The sequence below is a fragment of the Kaistia nematophila genome, assembly GCF_026343855.1.
GTDB classification, from domain to species: Bacteria; Pseudomonadota; Alphaproteobacteria; order Rhizobiales; family Kaistiaceae; genus Kaistia; species Kaistia nematophila.
Genome location: NZ_JAPKNK010000014.1, coordinates 114,538 through 139,907, shown reverse-complemented (window position 1 = coordinate 139,907; position 25,370 = coordinate 114,538). Strand labels below are relative to the sequence as shown.

The window sequence follows — 25,370 nt, the reverse complement described above, 5'->3', positions numbered from 1 at the left end:
GCGGGCGAGGCTCAGAAGCCGATATTGAGCCCGAGCGTGCCCTTGTAGGCGTAGGAGCCGTCGAAGCTGGTCGAGGCGAGCGCTTCGCCATGTAGCGCGTATTTCTCGTTGCCCCAGTTATAGGTGCCGCCGAGGCCGAACTCGGCGCCGAACTTCTGCGGTTTCGCCACCAGGTCGACGCCGGAGACCGCGACGGTGGCGCCGTCCAGGAACTCGTAGGTCAGGCTGGTGATGCCGTAGAAATGCGTGCGCGCCGCGCGGCCCTGATCGTCCTGCCAGCTGGCGTCGCGGCCGAGCGCGGCGCCGATCCGGCCCTTCAGGCTCTCGCCCTTCGAGAGCGATACCTCGGCGCCAAACGGATCGACAAAATCGTCGAAATCGGCAGAGGCGTAGGAAAGCTGGGCCTGCGGCGTCACCGTCCAGCCCTCCTTCACCGCGAACTCGCGGCCGGCCTCGATCGACAGCGCGTAGCCGGTGCCGTTGTTGCCATCGACGAGCTTGCCGACCTCATCGGCGGAAAGGTCGGTGTCGAACCAGGCCACCTGTGCCTGGCTGTCGACATAGACGCCGTTCGCGCCATACCAGGTCAGCGTCGCGCCGATGCCATAACCTTCGGTGGTGTTCGAGCCGTTGCCGAGATCGGAGGAGACGCCGGCGCTGGCGCGGCTGTACTGCGCCGTGATCCCGGCGACGAGGGCACCGGAGGCGCTCTCCAGCACTTCGCCGTCGAAGCCAACCTGCAACTGGAACAGATCGCTGTCATAGGACGCTTCGGTCGTCGAGCTGTCCGCCTTGACGCGGGAGTGCGCACCCTCGATCCGGGTCCAGAGCGCGGTGTCCGCCGTGTCGCCGGCCTTGTCCGGCCGGCGGTCGCCGACGCGCTGCTGCAGGGTCGGCAGCGAGATCAGGCCGAGCATGACGGCGGGATAGCTCTCATAGGTCGGCAGCGTCGGCGCCAGGCCGTCGGTGCGCAGATACCAGTCGCCATCGTCCTGGGTGCCGGTCACGTCGTTCTGGAACAGGTTGTAGCGATAGGCGCCGGCGATCGCCGGGCCGGCCAGCACGAAGGCGTCGGCGGCCGAGTCGCCATCGACCTGCACGATCCGGATGCCGTCGCCGGCGGTCAGCGCCCCCGCGCCGCCGAGATTGACGACCCGCACCTGCGTCGCGCCGGTGCCGAGGACGCTGTCGCCGATGATGTAGAGCTCGTCCGTCGGCGAGTTGTCGGATCCCAGCACCGCCTCGATCTCGAGGACACCGCCATTGCTGGTGTAGTCGCCGGCGACCGTCAGCGTGCCGATCGAATTGCCCGGCGCGATCACGCCGCCCGCATAGTTGGCGGTATCGCCGACCATGCCGGTGCCCTGCAGGCGGCCGCCGCGCACGTCGACCGTGCCGCCGAGGGTGCTGTTCACCTCGAGGGTGCCGCCATAGACGGTGGTCAGGCCGTAGAATCCGGCCTGGCTGGCGTCGAAGATGGTGTGGCCGGCGATCTGGTTGATCGCGCCGTCGCCATTGATGGGCGTGTCGAAGACATAGTCCGTCTCCGTGTGGTTGAAGTTGATCTCGGCGCTCGCGGCAAGCGTCACGGCCGAGGCTTCGAGCGTGCCGGCGGCGGTCGCCGCCTGGCCGACCGCGCCGCCGATGTTGAGTGTGGCGTGGCTGTCCGCGAAGGCGCCGCCGACGGTGAGGGCCGAATTGCCGCCGTTCACCACGACGCGGCCATCATTGGCGATGGTGAGGCTCCCGGTGCGCCGCGTCGCGAGGGTGATGGCGTTGGCGCTCAGCGTCGACCCATCACCGGAGACGAGGACGTCGAAATCGGCGGCGACGGCGTTGGTGTTGGTGGCGATGCTCACCGTTGCGGCGCTGACGACGCCGCCATCGAGGATGGAGAGCGACCCAATCTGCATCGCGAGCGCTCCGCCGGTGTCCCACCGGGATCCCTCGCCGGAAACGACGGCCGTGACGCTGGCATTGGCATAGGCGTTGTTGGCGTTGAGGCCGCCGAAACTGGTGCTGCCCGTGATGTCGACCACGCCGCCGTCGAGAACGTTGATGTAGGTGGTGCCGTTGTAGGAGCCGAACGAGCCGGCCTCCAGCGTCGAGCCATCGTCGCGGACCGTCAGGTTGGCGATGCCGCCGCCGGCCGCGGTGTGCGCGTTGACGGCGCGGTCGGTGATGTATTCGCCGCCGTCCTCGATCGTCAGCGTCGCTTCGACCGATGCCGAGCCGCCCAGGACCGTCGCGTCGGTGCCGGCGGTGGCCACCCGCGTACCCGCGCCCGAGATCGTCAGGCTCGCAACCTCTCCGGCCTGCACGGCGATGCCGAGCTGGGCAAGGGAGCCGCCGCTCGACGTGCTCAGGGTGATGTCGCTGCCGCCGGTGATCACGACCGTGCCGGCCTCGACGCCGAGCCGGGTGACGTCGGTGCTGGTCACGCCGTCGAGCACGAGCTCGCCGGCTCCCTTCTTGCCGATCAAGCCGGTGTTGAGGACGCCGGTGCCGTCAATGTTGCCCGAGATCGTCAGGCTTGCGCCGCTGGCGACGTCGAAGACCCGACCCGTCGTGTAGGAGAGCGTGTTCGCGCCGGTCTCGATGGTGATCGCCTTGCTCGAAATCGCGGGCAGGGCGCCGCTGAGCGAGAAGCTGCCGGTCAGCGTGATGGTCGAGCTTGCGTCGGGGCTCGCCTGCGCGTCGGTGATCGCCTGCGCGAGCTCGGTCTCGTTGGCGGCGGTGTAGGTCGCGGCCTCGGCCGAATGCCCGAGGCCGACCGCCAATCCTGCGGCGAGCGCAAGATGGGACGCGTTGGACCGAAGCCGCCTGCCCAGCGTGCCGCTCGATCGAACCGATCCTGCGTCCGGCATGGAGTTCAATGTCATCAATGTCAGCCCCATTGTCGCCCGAGGCGCGACCAGGGGCGCCGTCAACGCACGTGGAATTAGTTCAAAACGCGAACTAATGCGTTGCAACGACGACAGAATCCGGCCCCACGCCCATTCGGCCGACACCTTATGTCAGACTTATCGATCCCGTAAGCGGACAAAGCACATCCGATCACAACCCTTCCGTGCTGTTGCGGATGGGCAACGGTGGCGGCTGCGGCACGGCAACGGGGAATGGGGTTCGTGTCTACCGCGAGTTTCGAGCCGCTTCCGGGACACGCCCGGCCATCATGGCCTGGGCAATGGCGACTATGAGTGGATCTATGGCGCGATCCTCCAGATGCATGCCGCGCATGCCGCGACTTTCGTGAAATACCCCAAGAAGGATGTCGGTCTCGCCGTCGGGGGTCTATCCGCGATAGCAGTGCGCCTCAACCGGGCTCGGTCCCAAGGCCGCCCCCCGGGCGGCCTTTTTGCTGGATGCTGCCGCGCCGAGGCGGCTCGCGATGGTCTGGCGCTGCGCCGAAAAGCCTTGTCCATCGCGCCCGCCCAGGCACGCGAGGTGCCCGCTAGCCCAGGGCTCCAGGACTAGCGGGCTGTGGCTGCCATCCAGCCGGGGTGGGCAAACGCAGCCACAACTCATAGGTAGCATTTGTGCGGAAATAGCAACCCATGATATTGGCTGTGCGCCGGGAATATCCCGGTTGCAGGCAGGCCAGATCCGCTTCAGCGTTTCGCGCAAACGCAGAGACGATCTAGCTCCTTGTCTTGTCGGGCTTTCTTCACGCGAAACGGAATCCCCCTCGCTCGAGAACGCTCTAGCTGCGGATCGGAATCCAGATCTCGACCTCTCCGTTCCCCGTCGTCGCGTCGAAGCGCTGGTCGTAGAGCTCGAAGTCCGGCGAATCCGCGACCTCGTGGCCGGATTCCGGCAGGGAGCGGTTCCAGATCGTGTAGACCGTCTTGCGGATCCCGGCGATGTGGCCGCGATGGACGAACACCAGGTAGCGCTGGGCCGGGATGCGCAGGCTTACAAGCTCCGGGCCGATATCGGCATCGTCGGCGACCTCGACGCCGGAGATGTAGTCGAAGCCGCAGGCGTCCTCGAGGCTGCGGCAGACCCCATAGCTCGTCCATCCGATCTGCCCGGATATGTTGCCGAAATGCGGCGCGAAGCGCTGCCATTGCGCTGGAATGCCCTGGTTCGTCTCGAAGGTGTATCGGCCGGAAAGGCCGGCGATCCGCAGCGGGCGGCCTGCCTCGACGCGCGGGGCGTCGAGGTCGACGAGAAGCGATTCATCCATCTGATACGGCTCCAGAAGTTCGAGGTTGTCGAGATGACGCTGCATGCGGACCTGCTCCGGCGTCAGGCCGAACAGGTCGCGGAAGGCCCGGGAGAAGGCTTCGTGGGAACCGTAGGAAGCGTCGAGCGCCACCGAAAGTATGTCGGGTGCGCCGCCCGACAGCGCCCGCGCCGCCTCGGTGAGGCGACGGCGGCGCAGATAGCCCATCACGGTGTGGCCCGTCGCCCTGCCGAAGCTGCGCGACAGGTCGAAGCGGGAAACGCCGCTCGCCTCGGCGATCTCGCCAAGCGTGATCGCCTCCGCGAAATGGCTCTCCATGAACCAAAGGGCCTTGCCTACCGGATCCATCGTTCCTCCCTGACCTTCGTCCTCTATGGACGGTTCCGGATCCCTCCACTTGATCGCCGTTGCGGAGGGCGCGGTCCTCGTTGCGGCGCGGGCCGTCGGGGGCAGGATGATGGGAGCGGTCGCGACGGTCGAGGGGAGGGCGGGGGGCGCGTTTTACCGGAACTGGACGATGGCGAGGCCGACGAGGATGAAGCCGCCCGGCAGTGTGCCGAAGCGGCCGACATCGATGCCGCCGAAGCGGATCCGCGTCGCGCGGAGGCCGAGCGCCACGCCGAGCGAAATGGTCAGCAGGCTGCCGATCGAGGCCGAGAGGGCGATCGCGAGCGGCGACATTTCCATCAGCCTGGCGCCGACGGCATTGGCAAGCGCATTGGCCGACAGCGCCACGCCGAGGATCAGCGCCTCGACGGGGCCGATCTTGCCGCCCTCGACGGCGATCACGCGCGAGAACCAGCGTGCGACCTCGGCATCGCCGGTGCTGGAGCAGGCCATCGGGCCGGGCGCAGCTCTATATCGGCGCCGGCGGGCGAAGACCCGGAGATCGACGGCCCCATCGAAGCCTTCCGTAAATTGCGCCTGTCCAGGACGGTAGATGGTCGCCTTGGCGCGACCATCTCTGTTTCTGGCATTGCCGACCGCCATCTCGGAGAGGGGGGGGGCGGGCCGCGCTCCGGTTCTTCTTGCCGGGTCCGGCGCTAGGCTGCCTTGCGGATCGCCGCCTGCTTCAGCGGCTCCTCGGTGATGACAAGATCATCGTCCAGGCTGCGGATCGGCGTGATCGAAAGCTTCTTGAGTTCGCCGTGATAGGCGCGCACGGCTTCTTCTGCGGTAAGGTCGCCATCGGCAACATGGCGCATCATCGCAATGATCGTCCGCTGCGATTCCGCCAGATTGATCTTGCGGCCGAACAGGGCCAGGCGCCCACCATGCCGTTCGGCCTGGGCGATCAGTTCGAAGGTGTCGCGCGTGGTGCCGGCGCCGCCGCCAAGCACGCCGACGACGAGGCTTGGATCGAAGGAGGCGAGTTCCTCGAGGGCTGCGGGGCCATTGAACGGGATCTTCAGGAATTGCGGCCGGTCCGGCTTCATCACGCCGCCGAGCACGCGCAGGATGCTGTCATTGACGAATTCGGCTGTCGCCTGGCGGTCGAGGCCAATATCGGTGTTCGGGTTGAAGACCTCCAGGAAGTACTTGAAGCCATTGCGTGCGGCGTCGGCCCGGAAATCGGCAAAGGCCTCGCCCGCGGCGCGGTCCATATCCACGTCGTTGACGAAGGTGACGGAGTAGAGGCCGAGATCGGTTCCGATGGCGGGCGCCCGCTCGACAAGGCGGCGCAGGTCGGCCGAGCGATGCGGCTGCGAGGGCGACTTGGTGTAGCGCTGATGGCGCACGCCGCCCCAGCAGTCGGTGGCGTCGTTGGCGCGGATCGCCGGTTTCACCCTGCTATCGCTGAAGGTTCCACGCTCCTGCAGCAACTCCAGATTGGAGGCGGACACCAGCATGATGTCGACGATGTCCTGCTTCACCACCTCGGCAATCTGATCGAGGAACTCGGCGCGGGTGCGGTAGCGGGTCCAGGAACCATCGCGATTGCGGTTCGGCGCCGTGCAGGTGATGCCCGAGCCCATGTCGCCATCCTTGGCGTCGGCAATGATGAAATCCGATCGGCGGTACTGGCCGTTGCGGATCCTGGCTAGCTTTTCGTCGAGGCGGGTCAAGGGCGGTTCCTTTCTGCAGCTCGAGGTTGGGCCGCTCGCGGACGATCCCTCGAACTTTTGTTGACGCCGGTCCGAACCATCGCCACCCGATGGAATGCTGTCGCCATGGTTGACCGTGATTGATCCTAACATGATCAAACTCTATCAATCCATACCAAAACATTCCGAAAATGAGCGTGAACGTTCCAGTCAGCTCATGCTGGCAGAGCCGTTCGCGTTGACCGGAACCACCGTCACCTTGACGCTGAAGGCGCGTAGCGCCGCCAGATGTTCCGGCGCGATGCCGTCATCGGTGATGACCTCGTCGATGTCCTGGATTTCGCAGAAAGTACTGAAGGCCGGCGCCTGGAACTTGGAACTATCGACGAGAAGAAGAGTCCGGCGCGCGGACTGGATCATCGCCCGCTTCAGCGAGGCGACCTCGATGGTCGCGTCCGTCAGCAGGCGACCGGTGACGGCATAGGCGCCGATCAGGCAGACGTCGACATGAATAGTCTTGAGGAATGCTTCGCCCGGTTCCCCCACCATGCTGCGCGTGGTGGGGCGTATCGTGCCGCCCGGCATGATCACGCGCCAGGACGGGCATTGCGAGCAGACGAGGGCGGACTCCAGGTTGTTGGTGACCGCCGTCAGCGGAATGTCGCGCAGGACGGCGGCGCGGGCCGCCTCCAGCACGGTGGAGCTGGAATCGAAAATGACGCTGTCGCGCGGATTGAGCCGTTGGGCGGCCACCTGGCCGATGGCAATCTTCTGGTTGTGCTGAAGCTGCGCGTCGAGCGAGGGTTCACGCTCGAAGGTCGAGCGGAGCGGCGGCACCAGCAGCACGCCGCCATGGGTGCGCTCCAGATAGCCTTCCTCGGTCAGCTGGTCGAGATCGCGGCGGATGGTGGATGGCGAGGCGTGAATCTCGTCGGCCAGTTCCTGGATCGTGGCAGAGCCGTTCTGGCGCACGCGTTCCAGTATCATCGCGCGCCGCTTCGCCGGAAGGATCTCGACGCGTCTGCTTGGAATATCCATGTGCATGGCCCTGTTTTCGGATGGTGGCCGTCGCGCGGGCGACAGCCACCAAACGGCCATGCGACCTGTCGCGACGGAGTCCTTCTACTACCAGATCGTGTAGCCGCAATCGACGACGACGATAGATCCGGTCATGGCGCTCGAGGCGTCGGTGGCCAGGAACAGGATGGCCGAGGCGATCTCGTCGGCCCGCGCAACGCGCTTCATCGGGGTGTTCTCCATCCAGATCGGGAACAGGGTCGGATCGGTGAAGCCGCCACGCGACATGACGGTGTCGACATAGGTCGGGGCGACCGAATTGACGCGAACCCCACGCTCTGCCCATTCGCCCGCCAGCGAGCGCGTCAGGTGATGCACGCCGGCCTTGGCCGCGTTGTAGTGCGCCTGGCGCTGCGGCTTGTTGGAGATCAGGCCCGACATGGAGCCAACCGTGACGATCGCGCCCCTGCCGCGCTCCAGCATCGCCCGCCCGAATTCGCGGCACGACCAGTAGCAGCCGTTCAGGTCGATATCGACCACCTTCAGCCAGACTTCGTCGCTCATGCTTTCCCCGCCCGTGTCGGGCCAGGCGATGCCGGCATTGGCGACCAGAATGTCAATCCCGCCATGCCTGGCGTTGGCCTCGGCGGCGACGCGCGCGACATCGGCGGAATTGCTGACGTCGAGCACCATCGTGTCGACCGTGAACCCTTTTGCGGCAAGCTCGCTGCGGCCGGATTCCAGGACGTCGGGATTGATGTCCGAGATGACGACGTTGGCGCCGGATTCGAGCAGCGCCTGTGCTGTGGCCAGACCGATGCCGCGTCCGCCGCCGGTGATGAAGGCCGTCTGTCCGTCCAGCTTGTACTTGTTGATATACATGGAGATCGCCTGTCTGATGGGTCGTTCAAATAGCGTTCGTCTTGTTTGGTTTACTTCACCGCCCCGAACGTCAGGCCGCGGACCAGCTGCTTCTGCGTCAGCCATCCAAACGCGATGATCGGTCCGATGGCGAGTAGTGACGCGGCCGACATCTTGGCCCAGAACAGCCCTTCGGGACTGGAGAAGGACGCGATGAAGGCCGGCAGGGGCGTTGCCCGCCAAGCGGTCAGGTTGATGCTCCAGAAGGCCTCGTTCCAGGTCAGGATGATGGCGAGGAGGGCGGTCGATGCGATGCCGGGCGCTGTCAGCGGCAGCAGCAGGTACAGGATCTGAAGCAGGGGGGAGGCGCCGTCGATGCGGGCGGCTTCCAGGATTTCCCGCGGCACTTCCCGCAGAAAGGTGAACAGCATCCATACGATGATCGGCAGGTTGATCAGCGTATAGATTGCGATCAGCCCGGTGACGGTGTCGAGCATGCCGGTCTTCTGGAACATGAGATACATCGGCACCAGCACGCCGACGGCCGGCATCATCTTGGTGGACAGCATCCAGACCAGCAGGTCACGCGTCTTGGGGCCGGGATGAAAGGCGAGCGCATAGGCGGCGGGCAGGCCGATCAGGATGCCGAGCGCGGTCGAGCCAACGGAGACCAGCACGCTGTTGGTGAAGAAGTGCAGGTAGTCGGCGCGCCGAAGCACGGCAATGAAATTCTCGAGCGTCGGTGTGAACCACAAGATCGGCGGCGAGGCTATCGCCTGCGTTTCGGTCTTGAACGCTGCCAATGTCATCCAGAGGATCGGAAAGAACATCAGCAGGGTTGCACCCCAACCGAGCGTGGTGATGAGCGCCTGACGTCGGAAGGATTGTTCCAGCATGATCAGCGCTCCAGATTGTGTGCGATCGAACGGATCAGGAAGAATGCGACGATATTGGCCAGGATGATGGCGAACACGCCGCCGGCCGAGGCTCCGCCCACGTTCCAGTCCAGAAGGGCGATCTTGTAGATCAGGAAGGGCAGTGTCATCGATTGCGTGCCCGGGCCGCCGGAGGTCGTGACGAGGATTTCGGCGAAGATCGAGAGCAGGAAGATCGTTTCGATCATCGCGACGATCGTGATCGGGCGGTAGAGATGCGGCAGGATGATGTGGCGGAAAAGCTGGAAGCCGCGCGCGCCGTCGATGTTGGCGGCCTGCATCTGCTCGTGATCCAGCGACTGCAGTGCCGTCAGCAGGATCAGTGTGGCGAAGGGGATCCATTGCCAGGCGACGATGATGCCGATCGAGAACAGCGGATAATTGGTGAACCAATCGATCGCCGGTAGCCCGAGCAGCGACGCGATCCAGGCGAACAGGCCATTCACCGGGTGCATGAGCAGGTTCTTCCAGACGAGAGCGCTCACCGTCGGCATCACGAAGAACGGGGCGATCGCCAGCAGGCGGCAGAGATTGCGACCGGGAAAGCGCTGATCGAGAAGGAGCGCGAGCAACACGCCGCAGACGACCGAGACAATCAGAACGCCGCCGACGAGTAGGACCGTGTTGATGACGGCACCGAGAAGGGCGGGATCGCGAAGCAGATATTCGTAGTTTCGAAAGCCGACAAAGCCGCCGATGCCAGGATTGAGAAGATTGTATCGCTGGGTCGAAAACCACAGCGTCATGGCGAGCGGAACGATCATCCAGATCAGTAGCAGCACTACCGAGGGCGTCAGCAGAATGCGGGGATTCACCCCCGGTGCATTGGCTTCCGGCTTCTGTTTCGGCTTGGCGATGGAGAGCTTGCGGTCGAATTGCGTCGCCGTCGGGATCGGTGCCACGGTCATGGTCGGCCTCGATGGAATGGGACGGATTTGGAAGGGGCAGCGGCGGGGGGAGGGTCCCGCCGCTGCCAGCGGGGCCGACTACTTGATGTAGCCCGCCTGATCCATGGCGCGCAGGGTCGAGGCTTGCGCGGATGCCAGGGCTTCATCCACCGTCTTCGAGCCGGCGATCACAGCGGCGACTTCCTGGCCGACCGTCGTTCCGATGCTCTGGAACTCGGGAATGCCGACATAGGAAATGCCGACATAGGGCACTTCTTCCTGCGTTGCGTCGTGCGGGTTCGCCGTCTCGATGGTCTTGAGCGTCAGCGCGGCGAAGGGAGCCGCCTTCAGATATTCCGGATTCTCATAGGTCGAGGTGCGCGTGCCGGGCGGGACGGTGGCCCAGCCGGAGCGTTCGGCGACCAGCTTGATGTAATCCTTCGAGGTCGCCCAGTAGATGAACTTCTGCGCGGCTTCCTTGGACTTCGAGCTCACCGGGACCGAGAGCGCCCACGACCAGAGATAGTGATTGCCCTTGTTGAACTTGCCATAGGGCGGCAGCGCGTAGCCGACCTTGCCGACCACGGTGCTGTGCTGCGGGTCGGACAGGAAGCCGGCGGAGACGGTGGCGTCGATCCACATCGCGCATTTGCCGTCGGCGAAGAGCGCGAGATTTTCGTTGTAGCCATTGGAGGCCGCGCCGGGCGGGCCGAACTTCTTCAGGAGATCGACATAGGTGGTGAGGCCTTCCTTCCAGGCAGCGGTTTCGAGCTGTGGCTGCCAGTTCATGTCGAACCAGCGGCCGCCATAGCTGTTCACCACAGGCGAGATCTGGCCCATGTTCTCGCCCCAGCCGGGCTTGCCGCGGAGGCAGATGCCGTACACGCCCTTGTCCGGCGCATGAACCTTGGCGGCGGCGGCGCCGATATCGGCCCAGGTCGGCTGCTCCGGCATGGTGACGCCGGCGGCGTCGAACAGGTCCTTGCGATAGAAGGTCATCTGGCTTTCGGCATAGAAGGGCAGCGAATAGAGCTTGCCGTCATGCGAAAGGCCGTCGCGCACCGACTTGAAGACATCGTTCAGGTCATAATCGGCGGGGACGTTGTCGAAGGGCTCCAGCCAGCCGCGCTCGCCCCACATGGGAGCTTCGAACAGGCCGATGGTGAGGATGTCGAATTGACCGCCGCCGGTGGCGATGTCGGTCGTAAGCCGTTGGCGCAGCGTATTTTCTTCGAGGATCGTCCAGTTCAGCTTGATGTCGGGGTTCGCTTCTTCGAACTTCTTCGACAATTCCTGCATGATTACCATGTCGCCATTGTTGACTGTGGCGATGGTGACGGTTGTCTGCGCCAGGGCGACACTCGACATCAGGCCGGCCGAGGCAAACGCCAGGACAGCCGAAATTGACTTCCTCATGGTAGCTCCTCCAGTTTTTATCGTGAGCCGGACGGAATGTCCGACGGCTTATCCCGACGCTTCGGCCGAGGCCGATGAAGCGGGGCATTGTCCGAGGATCAGCAGGCACCCTCCGGTGAAGCTGTCCCCTAGTCCCAGGGTGGTCGCGGGAGTGTCCAGATAGGGGGTGGCGCAGGACAGGAGCGTCCAGTCGCCGATCCGTTTTGGCGTGTCGAACGGACCTTGGTGGAATACCGCCGCGCTGGGCAGGGCGGTCGGTCGGACCGGCTTCCCTGCCTCCGCCCGAGCGGATGCCAGCAGGGATCCCGTCATGAGAGCCTCCCGCTCCCTGGTGCCGTCGCCGAGCGTCGCCGCCGCCGCCCAGTGGTCGGCATGCACGATGAGGCGCTGCAACTCCAATTCCCCGGCCAGCCGGACCATGCTGGTTGCGAGGTCGCCATCGCCGCTCAGCGCGACGAATTCGGAATGGCTCATGCCGAGCGTGTCATAGGCGCCCTTGAGCCCGTGAAGCGTTGCCAGGCATGAATCGATGCTGTCGAAGCCGCCGAGCTCGAGATAGACGGTGCCGAGGCCGCGTGAACGCCAGGTGCGGGAGAGTGCGCCGACACGCTCGATCTCGCCGTTGAGGCGCTCCCGGGCCACGCCGCTGAAGCCAGAGATGAGGCCTGCTCCGGCCTGCTCGGCCATGGTGGCGGTCAAGCTCGCGAAATCCTGATCATTCTCCAGATCGGGATCCGTGAAGCGGACGATGATCCTGGATGAGCGAGGCGGCGAGGCTCCGCCGAGTTGCATCCCGGCAGTGTATTCGAAGATGAAGATCTTGGGTCGCGGTTCGCCGCGCGGCTTGATCGCGCCGACGGGCACGGTCTGGCCGCGCTCGACGACCAGGATATCCGAGGGGATGTGGCGCACCATGTCTGCGCTGCGATCCTGCAGGGCCACCAGGGCAGGAGCGCCGACCGCGGTCAGCACCCAGGCGGCATGCGGGCCCGTGCCGCCCAGCGAGGATCCAAATGGCAGATTGTCGGTCAGCCAGGCCGGCCCCTCCGGCCACTCGACCCTTATCTCGCCGCCCACGCCCCGATGCGCGCGGTCAACGAGCATGTCTATGAAGCTGCGCGCGTCAGCCGGAATTTCGGACGCCAGAAGCGCCGCGGCATCCTCCATTTCGATCCTTGCGTCTATGCAGGATCCCATGCCGCAGAATGTGAGGCGCGAACTGGCGATGAGCTGGGGCAAGCGCCCCAACAATCCATCATATTCGCACGCCCAGAATCCATCCTCCTCCCGAACCATCGCTTCCTCCTTCGATGGCCTCGTTCATTTTCCAAAGTTTTCCAAAATATCCCAATAAGTGTCAAGCGATATCGTGCGCGTGCCATTTTGGCGGTCACGGGAGCCCATCAACCGCGTCCCGCGGCTGGGAGCCGGCACTTCATTGTCGCGTGGCTCAGCCGTCCGTCGGTGGCGGCTTTGCGACTTCAGGGTCGTGGCCGCAGGCTCAGGCGCTCGCTCGTCGGCGCGGCCGGTGCCTCCTGACCGGAGGTTCGCCGTCATCGTCCGGGCTGGCACACGGAGGGAGGCGGCGGCTTCGATCTGTATTGGTGAGAACAGACTGCAGGAACCGCTTGTCCGACCACGACCGGGTCAGCGCTTGGTGCAGCGCAGTGGGCTCCGGCAGATGTCGGCGGCGTTGGTCTTTCCGAACGAGCCGGCAACAACGCCGAAATGCGCCGGCTTTCACCAAACCGTTCGGTCGGGCGAAAGTCGTGCGCGAGTGGGGCGCTGATCCGCGCCGATGGAATCTCCGGTATGGCGCGATCGAGACCGCGCCTAGGCGGCCTCGCCGTCGACCGGCTGCGGGCGGCCGTTCGCGTCGACGGCGACCATGACGAAGCTGCCCTGGCCGCTGCGCCGGCGCTCGCCGGTCGTCAGGTTTTCCGCCCAGAGCTCAACGGCGACCGTCAGCGAGGTCGTGCCGACCTTCTCCACCCGGCCGATCAGTTCCATGACCTCGCCGTTGTGGATCTGGCTGCGGAAATCGACCCGCTGCGAGGCGGCCATGACGACGGCCTTGCGGCTGCGCCGGGTGGCGGCGACGAAGGCGGCCTTGCCCATGGCGGCCAGCGCGTTGCCGCCATAGAGGCTGCCATAATGGCTGGTCACGTCGGGGAAGACGAGCTCGACCATCCGAAGGTCGGCATCGGGTTCCTCGGGCCGCGCCTCGGGCATCGGCGGAAGGCGCCAGCCCTCGCGTTCCGGCTCGTCGCCGATTGCGACCATGTTGAACATGCCGCGCGTGCAGAGCCGCCGCTCGCCGGTCAGCGGGGCCTCGGCGGTCATGTCCACCTCGACGCTCAGCGACCGCCGACCGACGCGGGTCAGCCGCCCCGTCAGCTCGACGATCTCGCCGAGGCGGGCAGGGGCCTTGAAATCGATCCGCTCACAGGAGGCCGTCACGAAGTCGACATGGGCATGGCGCGCGGCGACGATGAAGGCGACCTTGTCCATGTGCGAGAGGCCGACGCCGCCGAACAGCGTGCCATGATGATTGGTGTCGCCGGGAAACACGATGTCGATCAGGTGCGTGACCGCGCCTGCTTCCGAATATGCATTCGTCACGCTGGGATACCTCATGATGCTGGCCGCGCCCCGGGGGGACGGTTGCGGCCGGAAAGCGGGCGCGGGCCTGCCGGCTGCGCCGGCGCAGTTCTAGCCGATCCGTGCGCCCGCGTATGCGCGCAGTTTGCCGCCTGCCGCGAACGTGCGCCGGTTCGGGCGGCTATCGCGGCCGGCGGAGGGCCAGTGTGGAGATGGCGGCCGTGACCACCAGTACCAGCACGATCAGCATGGCGCCGCGAAGCCCATAGGTTTCGCCGACGAAGCCGAGCATCGGCGGGCCGACCAGGAAGGCGACATAGCCGCAGATCGCCACCAGCCGGACGCGCTCGGCCGGGTTGGGGCCGGAATCGCCGGCGGCCGAGAGCGCGACGGGAAAACCGAGCGAGGCGCCGATGCCCCAGAGCAGGACGGCGGCGCCGGCCAGGATCGGATTGTGCGAGAAGATGACGGTCGCGAGACCGATGGCGCCGATGACCGCGCTGCCGCAGAGCACGGCGGCGCGGCCGTAGCGGACGATGAAATAGCCGCCGCTGAACCGGCCGATCGTCATCGCCGTCGCGAAGACGAGGAACACCAGCGATCCCGACGCCGCGTCGAAGCCGAATTCATCGACCATCAGGATCGGCAGCCAGTCGTTCGCGGCGCCTTCGGCCAGCGCCATGCCGAGCACGATGAGGCCGATGAAATAGAGGCGCGGGTCCTTCCAGGCCGAGGCGGCGCCGTCCGCCGCCGGCGTGTCGCTGCCGGGGATGCCCGCTCTTCCGGTATCGGCGGGGATATATCGGATCAGCGTCACGATGATCGCGATGTCGATCGCGGCGATGATCAGCAGATGGCCGATGACGCTGAAATGGATGGCGTTGAAGAACAGGCCGACGGCGCCGCCGACCACCGTGCCGAGGCTGAAGAAGCCGTGCAGCGCGTGGATGAGGGGACGCTTGGCGATCGCCTCGACTTCGGCGCCTTCGATGTTCAGCGCGATCTCGGCGCCGCCGCCGCCGAGGCCGAACAGGAACAGTCCGAAGGCGACGACGGGCGCCTGGCCGAGCGCGACACCGACGCTCATCGTGGCGAGCGACAGCACAACCAGCCAGAGGCCGATCTGCGTCGTCCGCCGCGCGCCCAGCCGGCGCAGCAGCCAGCCGGACGAAAGAATCCCGACCATCGAACCGACGGACAGCCCGAACAGCACCATCCCCATCTCGGCGATCGAGGCGCCGATGGCGTCGCGGATCGCCGGCGTCCGCGTCACCCACGCCGCGATCGAGATGCCGAAGAGCAGGAAGAAGGCGCACAGCGCGAGCCGGCGGCGTTTGACGGCGATGTCCATGGGATGTTCCAAATTTTGTACGCCTGTACACGTATGGAACAGATGTACACAATAGGCCCGCAGGAATTTTCCGCCGAGGCTTCGTAGGTCGAGCGATGCAGATCAAGGCCCAGAGACGTTTCGAGCCCGATCGGCGCGGCCGCATCGTCGAGACCGCGCTCGACGTGATCGCCGAGCACGGCGTCGCCGGTACGACGCATCGGCGGATTGCCGAGGCGGCGTCGGTGCCGCTCGGCTCGATCACCTATTATTTCGACGGCATCGACGCGCTGATCACCGAGGCGTTCCAGAAGCTCTCCGACGACATCGCCGGCCGTTACCGGGCTGCGCTGGAAGCCGCGACCTCGCGCGAGGCGGCGATCGAGGCCGTGGTGCAGCTCGCCTGCGGCGGCTTCTGGCAGACCCAGCGCAACATGACGCTGGTGTTCGAGCTCTATGCCTACATGGCGAGGCGGGCCGAACTCCGGCAGTTGGTCGCCAAGTGGATCGACAGCAGCCACCGGGCGCTGGAACGGCATTTCGATCCCCGGACCGCCCGGGCGCTCGACACCATGCTGGAAGGGATCTCGATCCAGAACTTCGTCGAGGCGGAAACGCTTCCCGAGGACGAGGTCCGCAGCATTATCGGGAAGCTCGCCGGGTGACCGGCGCATCCGGCCACCGAGCGTCGCCCGGACTCGCGGCAGCTTTCACCCTTTGGGAGTGGGCAATCCTGTTCCGTCTCGTCCCCGGTGGCGCCGTTTTCCCTTGGCGCCGCCACTTTCCATGCCGGCTATATCGATGACGTCGTCGCGCGATGCCCGCCTGGCGTGTGCATTTCGCGATCGTCACCGAAATTGATGCCGACTTCGCCGAATCTGTGCGTAAATGGCGCGCATGCCGTAGGGGAGCGCGACGATCCGGCTGGGACGGAGCGGGTTTTCCGTGCGGCATCACGGGGTCGTGGACGGCAATCGGTATCGAGGGACTAGCGGGCGGGGCCGCGGAGGCCGCGCCGCCGGTGTCGGATTGTCGCCAGGATCCATGTCAGAGTGGAAATGTCGGCCGCCGCGCGGGCATCGACCCGCACGTCGCGGCGACGGTTTAGCGGGGGAATGGCAACCATGCGTTTTTCAAGTCGAGGGCTGGTTCGCGCCGGGTTCGCGGCCGGGCTCTTGTTGGGCCTGGCCGGCGCGGCATCGGCGCAGACGATCAGCTTTTCAGAAGCGGGGGCTCTGCTCGCTCAGAGCTGCGGCAAGGACATCGAGAAATACTGTCCCAAGGTCAATCTCGGCGGCGGGGCGCTGAAAGACTGCCTGGCGCAGCGCGCCGACAAGATCAATCCGCAGTGCATCACCGACTACAAGACCGTGGTGGCGTCGCTCGATGCGCGCCTCGCGGCGCAGGCGGCCGTGACCAAGGCCTGTCGCGGTGACGCGACGCAGTTCTGCCAGGGCATGGTGCCGGGTGACGCGCATCTGCTCAGCTGCCTGAACGCGGCCAAGAAGGTTGTCAGCAAGCGCTGCACCGCGGCCATCACCAACGCCGGCTGGAATTGAGCGTCATGTCGAGATCGATCCGGACTGTTTTCGCCCTTTCGCTCGCCCTTGCCGCCGTCGGCACGCTGGCTCCCGCCAGCGCGCAGACCTCGCTGACCGGCAGCCAGATCGTCCAGACCATGGGGAGCGCCGCCCGCGCCGCGCCGCCCGGACTGTCGGCGGCGCTGATCCGCCAGGCGGTGCAGCAGCACATGATCGATAATCCTGGCCTGCCGATCACCTGGAAGCCGCTGGAACTGCTGAACAATCTCGCCCAGATCGACGTCCAGATCCAGTTCGCCCTCAATTCGGCGATCATCCGGCCGGAATCCTATTCGACGATCGGCTCGATCGCCGATGCGCTGCATCATCCGATCCTGGGCGGATACAAGTTCGTCGTCACCGGCAACACCGACACCACCGGCAACCGCAAGGACAATCTGGCGCTGAGTCAGGCCCGCGCCGACGCCGTCGTCGAGGCGCTGACGACGACCTTCCATGTCGATCCCGCCCGCGTCGAAGCGGTCGGTCTCGGCGAGGAGGCGCTCGAGGACGTCAAGAACCCGAAGAACCCGATCAACCGGCGCGTCCAGTTGATCAATATCGGCAAGTACCTGCCGGGCAAGTAGCCCCGCGCCAGAACCGCCTGAGCCCAAGACCGGCCGCGCCGAAAGGGGCGGCCGGATCCTCTCAGGCGAGCGTCGGATAGTCCGTGTAGCCGCGCTCGTCGCCGATGTAGAAGGTGTCGGGATCGGGCGCATTGTAGACCGGCTCGGCGAGGCGGAAGCGCGCCACCAGGTCGGGATTGGCGATGAACAGCCGCCCGAACGCGATCGCGTCGGCGCGGTCGTCGCGCAGCACGGCGCTGGCGCGCTCCAGGGTGAAATCCTCGGCCAGGATCAGCGCGCCGGAGAACAGCGCGCGCAGCCGCGGCGCGAAGCGCTTTTCGGCCGGAACCGCGTCCGATTCGATCAGATGCACATAGGCGATGCCGCGCGCGTCGAGAGCCTGCGCGACGTGGTCGTAGAGCGCGATCGGGTCGCTGTCGTCGATGCCGTCCTGGGTGAAGTGGGGCGAGAGGCGGATGCCGACGCGGCCGGCGCCGAAGATGGCGATCGCGGCGTCGATCACCTCGAACAGGAAGCGCGCCCTGTTCTCGATCGAGCCGCCATAGCGGTCGTCGCGGCGGTTGGCGCCGTCGCGCAGGAACTGGTCGATCAGGAAGCCGTTCGCCGCGTGGATCTCGACGCCGTCGAAGCCCGCCTCGCGTGAGAGCTCTATGGCGGTGCGGAATTCCTCGACGAGGTCCGGGATCTCGTCGAGCGCGAGCGCCCGCGGCACGGGGAAGGGCTTCGGGCCCTCCGGCGTCGGCACCTGGGCGTCCGAGGCGATGGCCGAGGGGGCGACCGGCGGCAGGCCGCCCGGAATGCGGGTGGGATGCGCCTTGCGGCCGAGATGGAACAATTGCTGGAAGATGCGGCCGCCGGCGGCATGCACGGCGTCGGTGACGGCGCGCCAGGCGCGGGACTGGGCGGCATTGTGCAGGCCCGATCCGCCCGGCCGGCTGACGCTGAGCGGCGAGACATGCACGGCCTCGCTGATGATCAGTCCGGCCGAGGCGCGCTGCGCGTAATAGGTGGCGACCCGGGCGCCGGGCTCGCGCTCGGGCTCCTGCGAGCGGGCGCGGACGAGGGGCGGCATGACGATCCGGTTGGGCAGGGTCAGGTCGCCGAGCTGCAGCGGCGCGAAGAGCGACGCCGCGCCGGTGTCGGCGCCGGGCTTCGGATCGGCGGAGGAGCGGGGGTCGGTCATGCTCGGATTCCTGTTCGGAGACGGCGCCGCCGCGAGGGGCAGGGCGCGGTCCGGGTACGCGCGGGGGCACGATGTCGTCGGGGAGGGATCCGCGCCGCACCGGCGCGGATCCCGGGCCGGAAGGCGCGCTACTGGAGCTTCCACACCGGCTTGAACAGCGCGCCGTAGTCGATGCCGTACCAGTTCAGGTCATTTTCCTTGGAGACGTCGAGGCCCTGGACGTTGTCGTGGGTGAAGATCTTGTAGCCGATCTTGTAGTCGTGGATCGGCTCCTCGCCGGTCAGCACGCGCAGCACGTTGTCGACCACGGCATAGCCGAGCCAGACATTCGGGCCGCCGAGGTCGATCTGCAGCGGCGTGCCGCCCTTCTGCAGGTTCTGCATCTGCGGGATGATGGCGTTGAAGCCGGCCGTCTTCACCTTGGCGCCGGCCGGGCCGAGCTGGGCGAGGCCGGTCTGCGCGAACAGCGCCAGGCTGTCGAAGGGCGGGATGACGTAGTTGATCGAGGGGTCGCGCAGGATGGCGGTGCTCACCGCATTGGCCACGTCCGCCTGTAGGTTCTGGCCATAGCTGGTGGCGATCTCGGTGAACTTCGCGCTGGTGCCGAGGCGGGCGAGTTCGTCCTTGAAGCCCTGCAATTCCCACTGCGAGCTCGGAATGCCCTGGAGATCGACCAAGAGCGCGTGGCCTTCGCCGTTCGAATCCGCCACGAACCAGTCGGCCAGAAGCTTGCCGGCCTCGGGATAATTGTAGGAGATGTCGGCGACGAGCCCTTCGACGCGCGGTTCGGTGTCGGCGCCGAGCGGGTGGCTGACGACGCTGAAGACCGGGATGCCGGCGTCCTTGGCCGCCTTGACCTGCGCCGCATAGGCGAGCGCGGCATGACCGTCGGCCAGCACGATCGCGTCCGCCCCGGCGGTGATCGCCAGGTTGAAGCCGCGCACATGCTCGGGCGCCGACGCGCCGGGATCGAACAGGTTCAGCTTGATGCCGGCGAGCGCGGCCGCTTCCTTGGCGGCGTCGGCCCATTGTTCGGTGATGTTGCTGCTCTGGTCGGCGATCCACCAGATCGTCTTGCCCTTGGCCTTGCTGATGTCGAAGGCCGGCGGAGCCCAGAATTCCGGCGACTTCAGATGCGCCTCGACGATCCCTGCGGCTTCCTTGACGGCGGCCGCCGGGTCGGCATGCGCGGCAAGCGGCGCGGCGGCGATGAGCACGGCGGTCGAGAGGCCGGCGAGCCAATGGCGCGCGTGGCCGAGCCCGCCCGTGAAACGGGGCAAGTGGATGGACATGGAAAACTACCTTTCGTTGGAAATCGGTTCGGGTTCGAAAATCAGGCGGGCACGGCTTCGCGGATGACGCCGGTGGGCCGGCTGCGCTGGCTGGCCGTGGCCTCGGCATCGATCTCGGAAGTGCCGGGCCTCAGGACGACGCCGTAGAGGTCGCGGGCGGCGGCCTCGGAGACGACGCCGTTGCGGACGTCGCCGGCGACCTCCAGCGCGTCGCGACGGAGCGGATCGCCGAAACCGCCGCCGCCGGCGGTGTGGATCTCGACGACGTCGCCGCGATTGAGCTTGACGATCGTGTTGATCAGCACCGGCTCCGCGCGGTCGTCGGCATAGTGGATGCGGGCCCAGCTCGGCCTGGCGGCGGCGCCGCCCCCGAGGCCGAACGGCGCGCTCGCCTCGATGCCGCCCGAGCCGTAGCAGACGACGCGCAGGTCATCCTGGTCGACGCGCCAGAAGGTGACGCTGCCGAGGCCGCCGCGCCATTCGCCGGCGCCGCCGGAATCGATCTCGTATTCGTGGCGGATCACGGTGCAGGGCGCGCCGCGCTCGTGGATCTCGACGTCGGCGGCGCGCATGCCGCCCATGGTGACCGGCGTGCCGATGCTGTCCCAGCCGTCATAGCCCGCCGTGGCGCCGGAGCCGCCGCCGGTGAAGGCGAAGGCGGCGAAGGGCTGGCCGGTCTGCTCGCTGGTGCCGGTCACGCCGAATGCCCAGGCATGCGACCAGCCGGCATTGCTGATCTCCGGCGCGGCCTCGCCGAGCGCCAGCCAGATCGTGTCGATGATCGCCTCGCAGGCGGACAGCGTGCAGAGCGTGGTCGCGGCCGGCTCCACGGCGTGGGCGATGGTGCCCGGGGTGGTCAGGACATGGATCGGCGCGATCGACCCGCTGTTGCGGCGAAGCGCCGGGTCGACGGCGCCGAAGATGCCGATGAGCGACGAGGCGATGGTATTGGCGAGCGTCGAGTTGGCATAGCCGACGACCTGCGGATCGGAGCGGCGGAAGTCGAGCGTGACTTCGGCGCCCTCCTTGACGAGGTCGAGTCGGAAGGCAACGGGCGCGCGGTGATAGGCGCCGCCGTCGTCGATGTAGCGCTCGGCCGAATAGGTGCCGTCCGGGATCTTGAGGAGTTCGGCTTCCATGTGCTGGCGCGAGGCGAGCAGGAAGTGGTCGATCGCCGCCTGCACCTCGTCCGGCCCGAACGCGTCGAGCAGCGCGCGCACCTCGCGCGCGCCGACCTCGGCCGCGCCGATCTGACACTCGAAGTCGCTCTGCACGAGCGCCCGGAGCGGGATGTTGAGGAGGATCAGCTCCCAGACGTCCTTCTGCAGCACGCCCTTGTGGTAGATGCGCACCGGCGGAATGCGGAGCGAGTCCTCCCAGACGTCGCGGGCATAGGGGTTGTATCCGGCGACGCCGCCGCCGCCGACATCGGCGTTGTGGCCCTTGGTGACGGTCCAGAAGCGCAGCACGCCGTCGTGGAAGACCGGCTTCAGGATGCTGACATCCGGCGGATGATTGTTGCCGTGGTAGACGTCGTTCAGGATGAAGACATCGCCGTCATGGATGTCGCCGGCGAACCGGTCCGCGATCGCCTGGTAGGCGCTCGGCAGCGAGCCGGCGAGGACGGGGATGTAGTCCTTTGTCGCCACCCACTGGCCGCTTGCGGTGAAGATGCCGGTGACGAAGTCGCGCACCTGGAAGATCAGGGAGCGCGAGGTCAGGAGCATGGTCTCCGCCATCTGGGTGGAGATGGCGATCAGCCGGTTCTCGATCACCGTCGCCAGGATCGGGTCTACGCGGGTGGTCATCAGGGATGCGCTCCTGTCGCGGATGCGGCCGGGCTGAGCCGGGCGCGAATGGCGTCGAGCGACTGGGAGGCGTCGTGCAGCAGGTAGTCGCCGGTGGCGGCGACGACCAGGCGGAACGCCTCCGGCACGACGATCGTGCTGGTGGGAAGCTCGACCAAGGCGGGACCGTCCACGGTCGCACCGGGATCGAGCGTCTCGCCGTCGAGGACGGGCACCTCGCGATAGACGCCGCCGAACCAGGCCGTTCGCCGCGACGGCGCAACGTTCGCGCTGGTCGGCGCGGCGCGGTCGCTTTCTGGTGCGGCGGTCACGGCGCCGCGCGCCAGCAGGCGGATGTTGACGATCTCGACGGCGTCGGCCGGCTGCGAATGGCCGAAGCGCTCGTGGTGGCTGCGGTGGAAATCGGCGACGAGCCCGGCCGCGTCGGTGAACGGCACCGCCACCTCATGCACCTGTCCGACATAGCGCAGATCGGCCGAGCGGACGAAGGAGAGCGCCTCGGGATCGATGCCCTCCGCGGTGAATTCGCGGATCGCCAGCGCCTCCAGCGCGGCGAACTCGGCTTCGAGGTCGAGGCGCGGATCGCGCGGGTCGGCGATGGCGAGCGTGCGCACGTAATAGCGCGCATAATCGGAGAGCAGCATGCCGCCGGCGCAGAGCACCGAGGCGTTGCGCGGCACGATCACCAGCGGAATGTCGAGGTCGCGCGCCAGCGCTGCCGCGTGCAGCGGGCCGGCGCCGCCCGCCGCGACGATGGCGAAGCCGCGCGGATCGAGGCCCTTGCGGATCGTCGCCAGGCGCAGGCTGTCGGTCATCTCGGCATTGATGGTGCGATAGATGCCGTCGGCCGCCTGCTCGGTGCTGAGGCCGAGCCGGGCGCCGACCGCGTCGACGGCCTCGCGGGCGCGGCCGATGTCGAGCGCGACGCTGGCGTTGAACTTTTCGGGGTTCAGGTAACCGAGGACGAGATTGGCGTCGGTGACGGTGGCGTCCGTGCCGCCGCGGCCATAGCCGGCCGGGCCCGGCGAGGCGCCGGCGCTCTGCGGGCCGACGCGCAGCAGCCCGCCCGCCGTGATCCAGGCGATCGAGCCGCCGCCGGCGCCGATGGTGCTGATGTCGAGGATGGGCGTCGAGATCGGGTAGCCGTCGATCTGGCCGCCGCTGGAGATCTCGGTGCGGCCGCCGCGCGACAGGCTGACCTCGAAGCTGGTGCCGCCCATGTCGATGGTCATGACGCTGTCGATGCCGAGCGCCGCGGCGCGGCTGGCGGCCGCCGGCGGCGCGCCGGCCGGGCCGGAGAGCAGCGTGTTGACGGCGCGCGCCGCCGCGTTGGGCAGGCTCACCACGCCGCCATTCGACTGCATGATGTAGAGCGGGCGATCGAAGGCGTCGTCGGCGAGGCGGGCGGAGAGGCGGTCGAGATAGCGCTCCAGCACCGGGCCGACGGCTGCGTTGAGCACGGTGGTGCTGGTGCGTTCGTAGAAGCGGACCTCCGGCGCGACGCGCGACGACAGGCTGATGAAGACGCCCGGCAGCTCGGCCGCGAGGATCTCGCCGGCGCGCCGCTCATGCGCATCGTTGAAGAAGGAGAAGACGAAGCTGACGGCGACGGCGGCGACGCCCTCGGCCCTGAAATAGGCGGCCGCCGCCCGGACCGCCGCCTCGTCGAGGGCGAGGGTCACCTTGCCGTCGCGGTCGAGCCGCTCCGGCACCGCTACCACGAGCGAGCGCGGCACCAGCGGCTTAGGCGGCCGGGCCTTGGAGTTGAACTGGTCCTCGCGATGGCCCTGGCGCGCCAGCAGGATGTCGCGAAAGCCGTCCGTCGTCAGCAGGCCCGTCTTCGCCGTCGTCCCGGTGAGCAGGGCGTTGGTGGTGATGGTGGTGCCGTGGACGATGGTGTCGATCCGCGCCAGCAGATCGCGACGGGAAAAGAGGCCGAGGTCGTCGGCGATCAGGTCGAGCCCGGCGAAGAAGCCGTCGGACGGATCCTGCGGCGTCGAGCTGGTCTTGTAGGTGCGCTCCCGGCCCGTCTCGTCGCGCAGGACGAGGTCGGTGAAGGTGCCGCCGATGTCGATGGCGAGGCGCAGCGGGCGTGTCCGGCCCGTGGGGAAGGGGGCATTCATGATGTCTGGAGCGCCTTACGCGTTGGAGGGGCTGGCAGGCGGTGCGGCGGCGACGAGCGCGGCCCTGCCGGCGTTCAGCAGCGCGAAATCGGCCTGCGGCGTGTGGATCCGGCCGGTCAGCGCGTCGCGATGATGGCGTTCGAGCGGATTGTGACGGCTGTGGCCGGGATTGCCGGTCAGCTCCAGCGCCGCATTGGTGATCGCGATGGCGTTGCTGGTGACGAGATGCTTGAGCAGCGGCGCGAAGGCCTGCGCCTTCCGCTGCTCGGCCTCCGTGCCGGTATCGATCGCGGCGGCGATGTCGTCGAGCAGGCGGTCGCTCGTTTCGCGCTGCAGCTCGATCTGGCCGACCGCGGTCTGGAAGCGCGGCAATGTCGCGAGCGGCGCACCGAGGCCGGAGGGCGTGCGGTGGTTCAGGTAGTTCAGCAGCCAGTCGCGCGCGGCGCGGGCGATGCCGTTATAGAGCGAGGCGACAAGGACGCAGGCCCAGCCCTGGCGGCGGGCGTCGTAGAGCGGCCGCGACGAGGGGCCGTCGGAAACGACGAAATCGGCCGGGATCTCGACGTCCTCGAAATGCACGTCGTGGCTGCCCGAGGCGCGGAGACCGATATGGTCCCAGGTTTCCTCGACGCGGACGCCGGGCTGGCGGGCATCGACGAGCACGATGCCCGAGCGCTGGCCCTTGTCGTCGTCGAGCGTGACCGAGAGCAGGATCCAGCGCAGCACCGGGATGCCCGTCGCGTAGATCTTGCGGCCGTTGAGCCGCCAGGACCCGGGGCCGCTTCGGACCGCTCGCGTCGCCGGCAGGCCGCCGCGCGCCGGCGTGCCGAGCTCCGGCTCGACGTTGACGGCATTGATCCAGGCGCCCTGGTCGCGCACCGACTCGAGCACCGCCCGTCGCGCAGCCTCGGGCCAGCCGTGATCCTCGCGCGCCAGCTCGGCCAGGAAGAGCAGCTGCCAGACGGTCACCAGCGCGACGGAGGGGTCGGCGGCGCCGAGCCGCTCGACCACCCGGCGCGCCCGCGTCAGGTCGAGGTTCCAGCCGCCATGCGAATGCGGCGCCGTCAGCCTCGGGACGCCGAGCGCGACCAGCTTCGGAAACGCCTCGACGGGAAACGTGCCGTCGCGGTCATGCTGCGCCGCTCCATCCGCGAGCTCACTCAGCAGCCGTTCGAACGCGGGTTCGAAGCCCGGCGGCCAATCGGCGCTGTCAAAACGCGGAACCAGACCAGCGTCACGCGCTGCCGCACCAAGAGCCATATCGTCTATCCACCTGCGACGCCGGGAGAGCGGCACCGTTCCTCATGGTGGCGAAGATAGGGAAGACGTATTCAGGTGCAATTTGAAAGTTTTGTCCCGACAGTTTTGAAAAACTGAACTGTCCGACTGGGATGTGACGTGTTGTTTTTGTTGCAATCCCCTGTTCAAGGGATGAAATGAGCGACAATTGATGATTTTTGCTAAAGTACGACTGCAAGAATACCAATTTGACGGAAAAATCAATTCGCCCTAGCGA

20 protein-coding genes are annotated in these 25,370 nt (G+C 67.0%); 3 read left to right on the top strand and 17 right to left on the bottom strand.

The window, feature by feature from the left end; all coding sequences use genetic code 11:
* Nucleotides 1-11 precede the first annotated feature (11 nt).
* From OSH07_RS23290 to OSH07_RS23230, 12 genes are all read right to left on the bottom strand, one after another.
* Nucleotides 12-2,882 carry an autotransporter family protein gene (locus OSH07_RS23290; RefSeq protein WP_266341105.1) on the bottom strand — a complete coding sequence of 957 codons (2,871 nt, stop codon included), beginning with the start codon at nt 2,880-2,882 and terminating at the stop codon, nt 12-14.
* Nucleotides 2,883-3,703: 821 nt separating this feature from the next.
* Entirely contained in the window at nt 3,704-4,537 is an 834-nt protein-coding gene (locus OSH07_RS23285) for an AraC family transcriptional regulator (protein WP_266341104.1), read from the bottom strand.
* 153 nt (nt 4,538-4,690) lie between these two features.
* On the bottom strand, nt 4,691-5,029 hold the full coding sequence (locus OSH07_RS23280) for an MntP/YtaF family protein (protein WP_266341103.1): 339 nt from the start codon (nt 5,027-5,029) through the stop codon (nt 4,691-4,693).
* Nucleotides 5,030-5,232: 203 nt separating this feature from the next.
* Complete coding sequence (locus OSH07_RS23275; protein WP_266341102.1) at nt 5,233-6,255, bottom strand: hypothetical protein; 1,023 nt, start codon at nt 6,253-6,255, stop codon at nt 5,233-5,235.
* A gap of 189 nt (nt 6,256-6,444) precedes the next feature.
* Complete coding sequence (locus tag OSH07_RS23270; protein ID WP_266341101.1) at nt 6,445-7,221, bottom strand: DeoR/GlpR family DNA-binding transcription regulator; 777 nt, start codon at nt 7,219-7,221, stop codon at nt 6,445-6,447.
* A 138-nt stretch (nt 7,222-7,359) separates the two neighbouring features.
* Nucleotides 7,360-8,133, bottom strand: a complete 774-nt coding sequence (locus OSH07_RS23265) for an SDR family NAD(P)-dependent oxidoreductase (RefSeq protein ID WP_266341100.1) — start codon at nt 8,131-8,133, stop codon at nt 7,360-7,362.
* A 50-nt stretch (nt 8,134-8,183) separates the two neighbouring features.
* Nucleotides 8,184-9,008: a carbohydrate ABC transporter permease gene (locus tag OSH07_RS23260; RefSeq protein ID WP_266341099.1), complete on the bottom strand. Its 825-nt coding sequence runs from the start codon at nt 9,006-9,008 to the stop codon at nt 8,184-8,186.
* A 2-nt stretch (nt 9,009-9,010) separates the two neighbouring features.
* Nucleotides 9,011-9,955 carry a carbohydrate ABC transporter permease gene (locus OSH07_RS23255; RefSeq protein WP_266341098.1) on the bottom strand — a complete coding sequence of 315 codons (945 nt, stop codon included), beginning with the start codon at nt 9,953-9,955 and terminating at the stop codon, nt 9,011-9,013.
* Between the two features lie 78 nt (nt 9,956-10,033).
* Nucleotides 10,034-11,350, bottom strand: a complete 1,317-nt coding sequence (locus OSH07_RS23250) for an ABC transporter substrate-binding protein (protein ID WP_266341097.1) — start codon at nt 11,348-11,350, stop codon at nt 10,034-10,036.
* Between the two features lie 48 nt (nt 11,351-11,398).
* Nucleotides 11,399-12,646, bottom strand: coding sequence for an ADP-dependent glucokinase/phosphofructokinase (locus OSH07_RS23245; protein ID WP_266341096.1), 1,248 nt, complete (start codon nt 12,644-12,646; stop codon nt 11,399-11,401).
* Between the two features lie 537 nt (nt 12,647-13,183).
* Complete coding sequence (locus OSH07_RS24485; RefSeq protein WP_338149899.1) at nt 13,184-13,972, bottom strand: acyl-CoA thioesterase; 789 nt, start codon at nt 13,970-13,972, stop codon at nt 13,184-13,186.
* A gap of 160 nt (nt 13,973-14,132) precedes the next feature.
* Nucleotides 14,133-15,302: an MFS transporter gene (locus OSH07_RS23230; RefSeq protein WP_266341095.1), complete on the bottom strand. Its 1,170-nt coding sequence runs from the start codon at nt 15,300-15,302 to the stop codon at nt 14,133-14,135.
* 95 nt (nt 15,303-15,397) lie between these two features.
* Between OSH07_RS23230 and OSH07_RS23225 the strand changes: the two genes are divergently transcribed.
* The 3 genes from OSH07_RS23225 (at nt 15,398) to OSH07_RS23215 (ending at nt 17,448) form a co-directional block, all read left to right on the top strand.
* Entirely contained in the window at nt 15,398-15,946 is a 549-nt protein-coding gene (locus tag OSH07_RS23225) for a TetR/AcrR family transcriptional regulator (protein ID WP_266341094.1), read from the top strand.
* A gap of 459 nt (nt 15,947-16,405) precedes the next feature.
* Nucleotides 16,406-16,840, top strand: a complete 435-nt coding sequence (locus OSH07_RS23220) for a hypothetical protein (RefSeq protein WP_266341093.1) — start codon at nt 16,406-16,408, stop codon at nt 16,838-16,840.
* Between the two features lie 5 nt (nt 16,841-16,845).
* Nucleotides 16,846-17,448 (top strand): OmpA family protein, encoded by a 603-nt coding sequence (locus tag OSH07_RS23215; protein WP_266341092.1) that lies wholly within the window; start codon nt 16,846-16,848, stop codon nt 17,446-17,448.
* A 61-nt stretch (nt 17,449-17,509) separates the two neighbouring features.
* Here the strand turns inward: OSH07_RS23215 and OSH07_RS23210 are convergent, their stop codons facing one another.
* From OSH07_RS23210 to OSH07_RS23190, 5 genes are all read right to left on the bottom strand, one after another.
* Entirely contained in the window at nt 17,510-18,631 is a 1,122-nt protein-coding gene (locus OSH07_RS23210; RefSeq protein ID WP_266341091.1) for an alkene reductase, read from the bottom strand.
* Nucleotides 18,632-18,759: 128 nt separating this feature from the next.
* Nucleotides 18,760-19,923: a sugar ABC transporter substrate-binding protein gene (locus OSH07_RS23205; RefSeq protein ID WP_266341090.1), complete on the bottom strand. Its 1,164-nt coding sequence runs from the start codon at nt 19,921-19,923 to the stop codon at nt 18,760-18,762.
* Nucleotides 19,924-19,964: 41 nt separating this feature from the next.
* Nucleotides 19,965-21,731 carry a hydantoinase B/oxoprolinase family protein gene (locus OSH07_RS23200; RefSeq protein ID WP_266341089.1) on the bottom strand — a complete coding sequence of 589 codons (1,767 nt, stop codon included), beginning with the start codon at nt 21,729-21,731 and terminating at the stop codon, nt 19,965-19,967.
* The gene (locus OSH07_RS23195; RefSeq protein WP_266341088.1) at nt 21,731-23,854 is read right to left on the bottom strand and encodes a hydantoinase/oxoprolinase family protein; all 2,124 of its coding nucleotides are present in this window, start codon (nt 23,852-23,854) and stop codon (nt 21,731-21,733) included. The genes OSH07_RS23200 and OSH07_RS23195 overlap by 1 nt, the downstream gene beginning before the upstream one ends.
* A gap of 15 nt (nt 23,855-23,869) precedes the next feature.
* Nucleotides 23,870-25,114 (bottom strand): acyl-CoA dehydrogenase family protein, encoded by a 1,245-nt coding sequence (locus tag OSH07_RS23190; RefSeq protein WP_266341087.1) that lies wholly within the window; start codon nt 25,112-25,114, stop codon nt 23,870-23,872.
* Between the last annotated feature and the right edge of the window lie 256 nt (nt 25,115-25,370).